At 55.2% G+C, this 11,614-nt stretch carries 8 protein-coding genes and 3 tRNA genes; 2 read left to right on the top strand and 9 right to left on the bottom strand.

What is annotated here, in order from left to right:
- The 8 genes from CRO87_RS20595 to nagB form a co-directional block, all read right to left on the bottom strand.
- Window positions 1–75, bottom strand: a tRNA-Gln gene (locus CRO87_RS20595).
- A gap of 22 nt (window positions 76–97) precedes the next feature.
- A tRNA-Leu gene (locus tag CRO87_RS20590) sits at window positions 98–182 on the bottom strand.
- A 7-nt stretch (window positions 183–189) separates the two neighbouring features.
- A tRNA-Met gene (locus CRO87_RS20585) sits at window positions 190–266 on the bottom strand.
- 230 nt (window positions 267–496) lie between these two features.
- Window positions 497–2,161, bottom strand: a complete 1,665-nt coding sequence (asnB, locus tag CRO87_RS20580) for an asparagine synthase B (protein WP_097164783.1) — start codon at window positions 2,159–2,161, stop codon at window positions 497–499.
- Window positions 2,162–2,417: 256 nt separating this feature from the next.
- Window positions 2,418–3,170, bottom strand: coding sequence for an HAD-IIA family hydrolase (locus CRO87_RS20575; protein WP_097164782.1), 753 nt, complete (start codon window positions 3,168–3,170; stop codon window positions 2,418–2,420).
- Window positions 3,171–3,253: 83 nt separating this feature from the next.
- Window positions 3,254–4,474 (bottom strand): N-acetylglucosamine repressor, encoded by a 1,221-nt coding sequence (locus tag CRO87_RS20570; RefSeq protein ID WP_097164781.1) that lies wholly within the window; start codon window positions 4,472–4,474, stop codon window positions 3,254–3,256.
- Between the two features lie 11 nt (window positions 4,475–4,485).
- Window positions 4,486–5,631, bottom strand: a complete 1,146-nt coding sequence (gene nagA / locus CRO87_RS20565) for an N-acetylglucosamine-6-phosphate deacetylase (RefSeq protein WP_097164780.1) — start codon at window positions 5,629–5,631, stop codon at window positions 4,486–4,488.
- Window positions 5,632–5,894: 263 nt separating this feature from the next.
- Window positions 5,895–6,695, bottom strand: a complete 801-nt coding sequence (gene nagB, locus CRO87_RS20555; protein WP_097164779.1) for a glucosamine-6-phosphate deaminase — start codon at window positions 6,693–6,695, stop codon at window positions 5,895–5,897.
- A gap of 324 nt (window positions 6,696–7,019) precedes the next feature.
- Between nagB and nagE the strand changes: the two genes are divergently transcribed.
- The gene (nagE, locus tag CRO87_RS20550; protein ID WP_097164778.1) at window positions 7,020–9,041 is read left to right on the top strand and encodes an N-acetylglucosamine-specific PTS transporter subunit IIBC; all 2,022 of its coding nucleotides are present in this window, start codon (window positions 7,020–7,022) and stop codon (window positions 9,039–9,041) included.
- Window positions 9,042–9,098: 57 nt separating this feature from the next.
- Here nagE and CRO87_RS20545 read toward each other — a convergent pair whose 3' ends face one another.
- Entirely contained in the window at window positions 9,099–10,013 is a 915-nt protein-coding gene (locus CRO87_RS20545) for a LysR substrate-binding domain-containing protein (protein ID WP_097164777.1), read from the bottom strand.
- A 234-nt stretch (window positions 10,014–10,247) separates the two neighbouring features.
- Between CRO87_RS20545 and CRO87_RS20540 the strand changes: the two genes are divergently transcribed.
- Window positions 10,248–11,609 (top strand): MFS transporter, encoded by a 1,362-nt coding sequence (locus CRO87_RS20540; RefSeq protein ID WP_097164776.1) that lies wholly within the window; start codon window positions 10,248–10,250, stop codon window positions 11,607–11,609.
- The last annotated feature ends 5 nt before the right edge of the window (window positions 11,610–11,614 follow it).

Raw genomic sequence — 11,614 nt, 5'->3', positions numbered from 1 at the left:
TGGCTGGGGTACCTGGATTCGAACCAGGGAATGCCGGTATCAAAAACCGGTGCCTTACCGCTTGGCGATACCCCATCCGTGCAACGCTTATTGGGAATGGTGCGGGAGGCGAGACTTGAACTCGCACACCTTGCGGCGCCAGAACCTAAATCTGGTGCGTCTACCAATTTCGCCACTCCCGCAAAAAGATGGTGGCTACGACGGGATTCGAACCTGTGACCCCATCATTATGAGTGATGTGCTCTAACCAACTGAGCTACGTAGCCATCTTTTTTCGCGTTACCTTATCGGCGTTGCGGGGCGCATTATGCGTATTGAGCCTGATAGCGTCAACTCCTTTTTCAAGGAAAATGCCCGGATTGTGACTGTTTGGTTAGGTTGCGAACAGCGAGGCGAATTAATCGGCAATAATTGATTCTAACGCCTTTTTTGTCGCCACTGCGCGGCTAAAAAACAGCAAAAGGGCCCCGAAGGACCCTTTGTCAAAAACGTGACCTTACTTGTAGGCGGACTGGTGTACGCCGACGGCACGGCCAGATGGATCGTTCATGGTTTTGAACGCTTCATCCCATTCGATAGCCTTCGCGGAAGAACAGGCTACAGAAGGGCCGCCCGGTACACATTCCGCCGCGCTTGGCAGCGGGAACAGTTCTTCAAAGATTTCGCGATACAGATACGCTTCTTTAGAAGATGGCGTGTTGTACGGGAAGCGGAAGCTCGCGGTTTCCAGTTGTTTGTCAGAAATCTGCTTCGCAGCCACTTCCTTCAGCGTGTCGATCCAGCTGTAGCCCACGCCGTCCGAGAATTGTTCCTTCTGACGCCATGCCACGCTTGCTGGCAGATAAGATTCAAAACATTCGCGCAGAATGTGTTTTTCCATTTTGCCGTTGCCGCACATTTTATCCTGCGGGTTGATGCGCATCGCCACGTCGAGGAATTTCTTGTCGAGGAAAGGTACGCGGGCTTCAACGCCCCAGGCGGACATCGCTTTGTTGGCACGGGCGCAGTCAAACATATGCAGAGCCTGAAGCTTACGCACGGTTTCTTCATGCAATTCTTTAGCGTTCGGCGCTTTATGGAAGTAGAGGTAACCGCCAAACACTTCATCAGAACCTTCGCCAGACAGCACCATTTTAATGCCCATCGCTTTGATTTTACGGGACATCAGGTACATCGGTGTGGAGGCGCGGATGGTGGTCACATCGTAGGTTTCGATGTGGTAAATCACGTCGCGAATCGCGTCCAGACCTTCCTGCACGGTGAAGTGGATTTCATGGTGCACGGTGCCGAGATGGTTAGCGACTTCCTGCGCGGCTATCAGGTCCGGAGAACCTTCGAGGCCAACGGCGAAGGAGTGCAGCTGCGGCCACCAGGCTTCGGAGCGCTCCTGATCTTCCACGCGGCGAGCGGCGAATTTCTTGGTGATGGCAGAGATTACGGACGAATCCAGGCCGCCGGAAAGCAGTACGCCGTAAGGCACGTCAGACATCAGGTGGCTTTTCACTGAATCTTCCAGCGCCTGGCGCAGTTCGTTTTTGTCGGTGACGTTATCTTTCACTGCATCGTAGTCAAACCAGTCACGCTGATAATAAGGACGAATTTCGCCGTCCTGGCTCCACAGGTAGCTGCCCGCCGGGAACTCTTTGATGGTGCGGCACACTGGCACCAGCGCTTTCATTTCAGAGGCAACATAGAGGTTGCCGTGCTCGTCGTGGCCCATATACAGCGGGATGATCCCGATATGGTCGCGGCCAATCAGGTATGCATCTTTTTCGCTGTCGTAGAGGGCAAAGGCAAACATGCCCTGCAGATCGTCGAGGAACTCCGGGCCTTTCTCCTGATACAGCGCGAGGATCACTTCGCAGTCGGAACCGGTCTGGAACTGATAGCGGTCACCGTATTCAGCGCGCAGTGCCTGATGGTTGTAAATTTCACCGTTCACCGCCAGCGCATGAGTTTTCTTTTCGTTGTACAGCGGCTGGGCACCGGCGTTGACGTCGACAATCGACAGACGTTCATGAGCAAGAATGGCTTTATCACTGGCGTAAATCCCGGACCAGTCCGGGCCGCGATGGCGCATCAGGCGGGACAGCTCCAGCGCTTTCTTACGCAGCTCGACCGCGTCAGTCTTGATATCCAGTACACCGAAAATAGAACACATAGCGACTTCTCCGTTAATTCTGTTGCGTGTTGTTGTGGCGTTGCATGCCTTAAAAAATGCCGCAAAGCAGGCCACTGCGCAAGGGAATTACCGGGGGAAACGAAAATAGTGCAATGAGGATTAGGGAATAGTGAAAAAGACGCAGCATAAAGATGCTGTCATTAGCGATTATGCAATTTAATCCGATTTTTATTGAATGGATGCGGATTTCTGTGGCGAAAAACAAAAAACCACGCCGCAGGACGTGGTTTTGGCATCAGATGATGTCGATTTCGGCAACCGAAGGGTAAATCCACGAGGGCCGGAACGGCATATTGTCGATGTCATCAACGGTGGAGACGCCGGAGAGCACCAGAATCGTTTCCAGCCCGGCCTGGAAGCCTGCCAGAATGTCGGTACGCAGATTATCTCCGACGATCACCGTTTCTTCAGAATGAGCCTGCATTTTGTTCAGCGCAGCGCGGATAATCCACGGGCTTGGCTTGCCGACGACAAAAGGTTTCCGACCTGAGATTTTCTCAATGCCTGCACAAAGTGCACCGCATGCCGGGTAATAGCCGCGGCCGTGGGTATCGGGGTTAGTGGCGATGAAACGTGCGCCGTTCGCCACGAAGAACGCGGCCTTGTGCATCATCTCCCAGTTAAAGGAGCGCGTTTCGCCAACGATAACGAAGTCCGGGTTAACATCGGTGATTGTGAAACCGGCTTTATAGAGTTCATGGATTAATGCACCTTCGCCAACAACATAGGCTTTTTTGCCTTCCTGACGACGCAGGAAGTCGGCGGTGGCCATTGCCGAGGTGTAGAACACGCTGTCCGGGACGTCGATGCCCGCGGTGGCGAAGCGGTTCGCCAGATCCTGCCCTGTCTGTGACGGGTAGTTGGTCAGGCAGAGAAACGGCATGCCTTTATCGAGCACGCGCGCGACGAATTCGGCCGCGCCCGGCACGGCTACGTTGTCGTGCATCAGCACGCCGTCAATATCGCAAATGATGTTCTTCAGAGTCATGGACAGTCCAGCGTCATAGTTCAGGAAAGGCGTAATTATACACATTATCCTCCCGCTTGCCCGTGGCGCGGGAGGAGAGGGGATTAACCTTCGAGCAGGTGCTGTAACAGCAGGCCGTTCAGCATCGAGCGTTTGACCAGCGCGAATGCGCCAATGGCTGAGCGATGATCGAGCGCGGAGCGTACAACGGGCAGGTTCTGGCGAAACGCTTTCAGCGCCTGGGTGTTGATGCAGCCTTCGATGGCGGGCAGCAGCACCTTTTCGGCCTCGGTGATTTCACCGGCAATCACCACTTTTTGCGGGTTAAACAGGTTAATGGCGATGGCAATGGTTTTACCCAGATGGCGGCCAACCTGCTCAATCACTTCGCTTGCCAGCGCATCGCCTTTATTAGCGGCCTTGCAGATGGATTTGATGTTGCATTCATCCAGCGTTACTTTGCTCTGATAGCCTTTTTCCAGCAGCTGGCGAACCTTGAGTTCGATGGCAGCATTGGCGGCGACGGTTTCCAGGCAGCCAAAGTTGCCGCAGTGGCAGCGTTCCCCGAGCGGATCGACCTGAATATGACCGATCTCCCCGACGTTACCATTTCGGCCGATAAAGATGCGACCATTGGAGATGATCCCGGCCCCGGTCCCGCGGTGAACGCGCACCAGAATAGAATCTTCGCAGTCCTGCGTTGCACCGAAGTAGTGCTCCGCCAGCGCCAGGCTGCGAATATCGTGGCCGACAAAACAGGTGACGTTAAAGCGTTTTTCCAGCGCACCGACCAGCCCCCAGTTTTCTACCTGGATATGCGGCATATAGCGGATCACGCCGCTTTCAGGATCGACCAGCCCCGGCAGGATCACCGAGATCGCAATCAGCTCGCGGATCTTGCGCTGAGTGTGCTCAATAAAGGTGGCGATGGTGTTGAGCAGCGCGTGCTCAAGGGTTTCCTGAGTGCGTTCCGGCAGAGGGTAGTGCTCTTCGGCAACTACTTTGCTGCTCAGGTCGTACAGCGTTAGCGTGGTGTCGTGGCGGCCAAGACGCACGCCGATGGCGTGAAAATTGCGGGTCTCGGTCACGATAGAAATGGCGCGGCGGCCTCCGGTGGAGGCCTGCTGATCGACTTCTTTGATCAGGCCGCGTTCAATAAGCTGACGCGTGATTTTGGTCACGCTGGCGGGCGCAAGCTGGCTCTGTTCGGCAATCTGAATGCGCGAGATTGGCCCGTGCTGGTCAATCAGGCGGTAAACGGCCGCGCTGTTAAGCTGTTTAACGAGGTCAACATTACCAATTTGAGCTTGTCCGCCTGATGTCATACTTTACTTACTCAGTTAACGACCTCGTTACCATTAACGATGGTCTTGGTGATTTTATAATCGCGGGTGAACGCGGTCAGGTTCGCCACCATGCCTGGCGCAATGCTGCCCAGTTGTTTTTCCACGCCGATGGCGCGGGCAGGGTAGAGCGTTGCCATACGCAGGGTTTCATCCAGGGCGATGCCGCAGTGCTCAACCAGGTTACGTACGCCTTCAATCATGGTTAACGCCGAACCGCTCAGCGTGCCGTTCTCGTCCACGCAGAGTCCGTCGCGGTAGTATATTGTTTTACCAGCAAAAATGAACTCTTCAATATCAGCCCCAGCCGGGGCGGTGGCGTCGGTCACCAGGCACAGCTTCTCGCCTTTAAGGCGTTTAGCGTTGCGTACGTTGGCGAAATCGACGTGCAGGCCGTCAACGATGATGCCGCAGTAAACGTCGGCTTCATCAAAGATGGCGCCAGCAAGGCCAGGTTCGCGGCCAGTGATATACGGCATCGCATTATAAAGGTGCGTGGCGAAGGTAATGCCTGCACGGAAGCCGACTTTAGCCTCTTTCAGCGTGGCGTTGGAGTGGCCCGCAGAAACTACGATCCCGGCATTCACCAGGCGAGTGATCACTTCGGCAGGCACCATTTCAGGTGCGAGAGTGACTTTGGTTATCACATCGGCGTTAGCGCACAGGAAATCGACCAGCTCATGGTCTGGTTTACGGACGAAATCCGGATTGTGGGTGCCTTTCTTGACGATGTTCAGCCACGGGCCTTCAAGGTGCAGACCGAGCGCCTGATTCGGGTATTTGGCCAGGTATTCACGCATCACGCGGATACCCTGTTTCATCAGTTCGTCGCTGGAGGTAATCAGCGTTGGCAGGTAGCTGGTGCAGCCGGATTTTTCATTGGCTTTCTGCATGATTTCCAGCGTTTCAACGGTCACCGCGTCCGGGCTGTCGTTGAACTGCACGCCGCCGCAGCCGTTCAGCTGGACGTCGATAAAACCGGGAGCGAGGATAGCGCCATTCAACGAGCGTTGCTCAATCCCGGACGGTAAATCGGCCAGTGGGCAGATACGTTCAATCAGGCCATCGGCAATCACTACCGCATGGTCATCCAGAATTTCGTGGCCGGTATAAATTCGGCCCTCGGTTAGTGCATACATTACGACCCCCGGTTTTTACACGTCATCCTTCAAGCTGCCTCTGCGTTGGCTGCCTTCAGTTACTCGGCTCGTCGTGAGCCTCGCTCCTGCGGAGCCGCAGCAAGCTGCGTTCAAATCTGTTCCTGACAGATTTGTCACCCCAGTCACTTACTGGAGTAAGCTCCTGGGGATTCATTCAGTTGCCGCCTTGACTCAACATGAATGATTTAGTGTAAACAGAAAAAATGAAACGCCCCGGAAAGCTGCCTGGGGCGGTATTTGATTTATAAGCCTTTGATATTTTCGGCTTCTAATTCGTTGAAGTACTTCAGCGTCTTCACTTTCAGCTCCATGGTGGACGGCTCGTCACACACCATGACCGCTTTCGGGTGCAGCTGCAGGCAGCTGATGGTCCACATGTGGTTGACGTTGCCTTCAACGGCCGCCTGCAGCGCCTGTGCTTTCTGATGGCCCAGCACCAGAATCATCACTTCTTCTGCATCCAGCAGAGTGCCCACGCCCACGGTCAGCGCGTATTTAGGAACCTGAGTCACGTCGCCGTCGAAGAAACGAGAGTTTGCCACGCGGGTGTCATGGGTCAGGGTTTTAATACGGGTACGGGAAGAGAGGGAAGATGCCGGTTCGTTGAACGCGATGTGACCGTCGTTGCCTACGCCGCCCATGAACAGGTTGATTTTACCGTAGGAGCGGATTTTCTCTTCGTACTGACGGCACTCAGCGTCGATATCTGGCGCGTTGCCATCCAGCAGGTTGATGTTTTCAGCTGGAATATCAACGTGATCGAAGAAGTTGCGGTGCATGAAGCTGTGGTAGCTTTCCGGGTGCTCTTTCGCCAGGCCGACGTATTCGTCCATGTTGAAGGTCACAACATGCTTGAAGCTAACCTGGCCCGCTTTGTGCATCTCAACCAGAGCTTTATACGCAGTGAGCGGGGTGCCGCCGGTTGGCAGACCCAGAACGAACGGACGATCCGCCGTCGGTTTGAACGCATTGATGCGGTTGACGATATGACGGGCGGCCCATTTGCCTACTTGTTCTGCTGTCGCCAGGGGAATCAGTCTCATTGTTCACCTCAATAGTTAATATAAACGGTTGGCGGATTGGCACCGAATCTCAGTTAAGAGTAACCTGGTTTGGCATCGAGAGGGGGCAATCCGTCCTGATTTTTCGAATGATAAAATAAGTTTTCCCTGTTAGCTAGTCGGATGAGGGGGTGATGACGATATTTGGTGATAAAAATCACAAAAAAGGTGCGTTTAATTTGCGAGACGAATTAATTTTCCACACACTCTCAAAGCAAGTGGTACGTCGCTGTGCTTTTAAGATAGTCACACTATAAAAATACGGCTTAAAAGAAGCCGGATCGGGGTCTCATAGGGGGAATAAAAGTGAGTGTTCTAGGTTATTTACAAAAAGTTGGCCGCGCACTGATGGTGCCAGTGGCCACGCTGCCTGCCGCAGCCATCCTGATGGGTGTCGGCTACTGGATTGACCCGGTAAGTTGGGGCGGCGATAACGCCTTAGCGGCGCTGTTTATCAAATCTGGCTCGGCCATCATCGATCATATGTCCGTGTTGTTTGCGATTGGTGTGGCTTACGGTATGTCCAAAGATAAAGACGGTGCAGCCGCGCTGACCGGCTTTGTTGGTTTCCTCGTTTTAACCACCCTGTGCTCTCCGGCAGCGGTGTCGATGATCCAGAAGATTCCTCTGGAGCAGGTCCCGGCGGCTTTCGGTAAGATCGAAAACCAGTTCGTGGGTATCCTCGTCGGTATTATTTCTGCGGAGCTGTACAACCGCTTCAGCGGCGTTGAGCTGCCAAAAGCGCTGTCCTTCTTCAGCGGCCGCCGCCTGGTGCCAATCCTGACCTCCTTCCTGATGATCGCCGTTGCGTTCCTGCTGATGTACATCTGGCCGGTTATCTTCAACGGTCTGGTGGGCTTCGGTGAACATATCCAGAAACTGGGCTCTGCGGGCGCCGGTATCTATGCGTTCTTCAACCGTCTGTTGATCCCTGTTGGTCTGCACCACGCGCTGAACTCCGTGTTCTGGTTTGACGTTGCCGGTATCAACGACATCCCTAACTTCCTGGGTGGCGCACAGTCTATCGAAGCCGGTAAAGCGGTTGTCGGTATCACCGGTCGTTATCAGGCGGGCTTCTTCCCAATCATGATGTTTGGTCTTCCAGGTGCGGCGCTGGCGATTTACCACTGCGCACGTCCGGAAAACAAAGCCAAAGTGCTGGGTATCATGATGGCGGGAGCCTTCGCGGCATTCTTCACCGGCATCACTGAGCCGCTGGAATTCTCCTTCATGTTCGTGGCTCCGGTGCTGTACTTCATCCACGCTGTGCTGACTGGTATCTCCGTATTCATCGCGGCGAGCATGCAGTGGATTGCCGGTTTCGGCTTCAGTGCGGGCCTGGTGGATATGGTGCTCTCCTCGCGTAACCCGCTGGCGACGCACTGGTGGATGCTGATCCCTCAGGGTCTGGTGTTCTTCGTTATCTACTACGTGGTGTTCCGCTTCACCATCAACAAATTCAACCTGATGACTCCAGGTCGTGAGCTGGCCGTTGCCGGTAGCGAAGAAGATGGTCAGGACACGAATATTGCTGCGGGCAAAGAGCAGGACGCTTCCGCGCTGGCTCGTCAGTACATCGCAGCAGTCGGAGGCTCTGATAACCTGACCGGTATCGACGCTTGTATCACTCGTCTGCGTCTGAGCGTGAAAGACTCTTCACTGGTTAACGAAGCGCTGGCGAAACGCCTGGGTGCTTCCGGTGTGATTCGTCTGAACAAAACCAGCGTGCAGATTATCGTGGGCTTCGTGGCAGAAAAAATTGCTAACGCGATGAAAACCACCGGTCACGTAGCGGCAGCTGAAGCAGCTCCTGCGCCAGCAGCACCGGCAGCAGCAAAACCTCAGGCTGTACCAAATGCAGCAGCAACCATCGCAGCGCTGGTTTCCCCGGTTACCGGTGATGTCGTTGCGCTGGAGCAGGTTCCTGACGAAGCGTTCGCCAGCAAAGCGGTAGGTGACGGCGTGGCGGTGAAACCAACGGAAAAAACCGTTGTTTCCCCGGCAGCAGGCACCATCGTTAAGATCTTCAACACCAACCATGCGTTCTGCCTCGAAACCGAGAAAGGCGCGGAAATCGTTGTCCACATGGGCATTGATACCGTTGCACTGAACGGTCAGGGCTTCACTCGCCTGGTAGAAGAGGGTGCGGAAGTGGTGGCAGGTCAGCCGGTTCTGGAAATGGATCTGGACTTCCTGAATGCCAACGCGCGCTCCATGATAAGCCCGGTTGTGTGTAGCAACATCGACGACTTCAGCGGCCTGGTTATCATGGCGCAGGGTCAGGTTGTTGCAGGCGTCACGCCGCTGTATGAGATTAAAGGCAAATAATCGTTCCTGAGTAAATCTTATGTGCCTTAGCGGCGGGGGATATCCTCCGCCGCTTTTTTATCCCGCTTTCGCACAGGCTTCAAAAGCGGGCAGCTTCCAGAAATCGTTCACTTCAGCCTTCAGCCAGTCGCGGAAATAGGCGACACGCGGCAGATTTTCCTTACCCGGTGCCGTTTCCAGCCAGTAGCCGTTCTGGCTCTGTAACTCCGTGGCTGACACCCATTTCAGTAATCCGCTGCTCAGCTCATTGCGGATCATCATCTTATCCAGCACGGCAAACCCCGCCCCGGTCACGCAGGCGTTAATCACCTGATCTTCGGTGCTGAATTCCAGTCCATCGCTCAAGGCACACTGATGCTGCCCGTCAGCTTCAAGCCAGCGTGCCCAGTTATCCAGGCGGACGTCACCATTGAGAATGTGCAGCTGCGGGTGACTCTCCAGCGGCGGGAAGGACTCCCCAACCATCAGCAGTGGGCTTGCGACCAGCACCAGTCGTTCATGACACAGCCACTCTCCGTGCTGCTGCGCCTGCCATGGCGTACCGAAACGCACCGCGCAGTCATAGTCGCAATATTTCTGCCGTGCCTCGCTGACCAGCGCAATTTGCAGCTGGCTGTTCTTTTGCCGCAGCGCCACCAGACGGGGAGCCAGCCAGCGCGTGGCAAAGGTCGGAGCCACCTGTAGGCGTAAATGCTGAAAGGGGTTACGCAGCTGCACCTGACCGATCCCGCCTTCAAGCATGTCCAGCGACTGACGCACGACGGGCAGCAGCAGGGCGGCATCCTGCGTCAGCTCAAGGCCGCTGTGAGCGCGAATAAACAGCAGTTTGCCTAAAAATTCCTCCAGCTGTTTTATCTGTCGGCTGGCAGCGCTTTGCGTGATGCACAGCGCCTGGGCCGCTTTGCTGAGGCTGAGCGTGCGGCAGGTTTCCTCAAATACGCGCAGGGTACTTAACGAGGGCAGTTTTCTCACTGTGAGGTGCCTTAAATAACATTTGTGTTAATTGATTGTTATCAAATAGCAGGCAAAAACGAGGTGCGGGTATGACTATTTCGCAGAAAGAAGAGGGCGATCACATGCATTTTACTCATAGGGGTATGCACAGAACGCGCTCGCCAGCCCGATGCTTTGTTGTCATGTTGTTAACCGAAATGAAACATAAAAACTACAACCCTACAAACTCAGCTCCTGATGGAGGACGAGTCAATGCAACAACTGACACAACAAGCTGTGCGGATGGATGATGTCCCGTTAAACCGGTTCCATCTTAAAATCGCGGGCCTCACCTTTGGCGCGCATTTCACCGACGGTTATGTTCTCGGGGTCATTGGTTTTGCCCTTTCCCAAATCCGTCCGCAGATGGCGCTCACGCCTTTTCAGGAGGGGATGCTAGGCAGCTCGGCGTTGCTGGGCCTGTTTCTCGGCAGCCTGATCCTCGGCTGGATCTCCGACTATGTCGGTCGCCAGAAAATATTCTGCTTCAGCTTCGTGGTCATCACGCTTGCCTCGGCGGCTCAGTTCTTTGCCACCACGCCAGAACAGCTTTTCTGGCTGCGCGTGCTGGTGGGCGTGGGGCTTGGAGGCGATTTCTCAGTCGGTCACACCATGCTGGCGGAGTTTTCACCCCGCAAACATCGCGGCGTGCTGCTTGGGTCGTTCAGCGTTATCTGGACGGTGGGCTACGTCGCCGCAAGCTTCGCCGGACACTTTATGACGCTGCTCGGGCCGGACGCCTGGCGCTGGTTGCTCTCTTCCTCCGCCATCCCGGCGTTCATTATTCTGCTGTTGCGTATCGGCACGCCTGAATCGCCGCGCTGGCTGATGGGCAAAGGCCGACGACAGCAGGCGATGGACATCGTGCACCGCTATTTTGGCCCGAACGTTCTTCTCGTGGATGAAGCACCGGTCGTGTCACGCCAGCGTTTCCTGTCGCTGTTCGGGCCGAAGTACCGCCGTCGCACCGCGTTTAACAGCCTGTTCTTCGTCTGTCTGGTGATCCCGTATTTCGCGATCTACACCTTCCTGCCATCGATTCTGAAGGTGATGGGGCTCGATCAAAACTTTGGCACTGATTTACTGCTGAACGGCCTGCTGATTGTCGGTGCACTGCTCGGGATTGTGCTGACGGTGGTCTGCTCTCGTCGCGGCTTCCTGATTGGCGCATTCGTGTTCCTCGCTGCCTGCCTGGCGCTGATGAGCCTGCTGCCGGGGAGCTTCCACTTCGGGCTGATTGTCCTGTTCGCGGCCTTCACGCTGATGATGTCTGCCGTCAGCAATCTGGTGGGCGTCTTCCCGGCGGAAAGCTTCCCGACCGAAGTGCGTTCCATGGGCGTCGGGTTTGCCACTTCAATGAGCCGTCTTGGCTCAGCCATTGGCACAGCCATGTTACCGCTCTCTATCGTTCATTTTGGTATGCCCGTCACCACCGGCATCCTCGCGCTGATTCTGGTGATTGGCGCCATCGTCTCTCTTGCATGGGCGCCTGAAACCAAAGGTCTGACCCTGGTCGACGCCGCCCATGACACGCAACAACGAACTGACGCTCGCGCCGCGGTGCCGGCGGAATAACATCA

The organism is Enterobacter sp. CC120223-11 (assembly GCF_900215375.1).
Taxonomy (GTDB): domain Bacteria; phylum Pseudomonadota; class Gammaproteobacteria; order Enterobacterales; family Enterobacteriaceae; genus Scandinavium.
This window is presented reverse-complemented; position numbering and strand designations above follow the sequence as displayed.

Coding starts and splice junctions, on each gene's coding strand:
- nagB (WP_097164779.1), bottom strand. CDS start 6,695: ATGAGACTGATTCCCCTGGCGACAGCAGAACAAGTAGGCAAATGGGCC.
- asnB (WP_097164783.1), bottom strand. CDS start 2,161: ATGTGTTCTATTTTCGGTGTACTGGATATCAAGACTGACGCGGTCGAG.
- nagA (WP_097164780.1), bottom strand. CDS start 5,631: ATGTATGCACTAACCGAGGGCCGAATTTATACCGGCCACGAAATTCTG.
- CRO87_RS20540 (WP_097164776.1), top strand. CDS start 10,248: ATGCAACAACTGACACAACAAGCTGTGCGGATGGATGATGTCCCGTTA.
- CRO87_RS20570 (WP_097164781.1), bottom strand. CDS start 4,474: ATGACATCAGGCGGACAAGCTCAAATTGGTAATGTTGACCTCGTTAAA.
- CRO87_RS20575 (WP_097164782.1), bottom strand. CDS start 3,170: ATGACTCTGAAGAACATCATTTGCGATATTGACGGCGTGCTGATGCAC.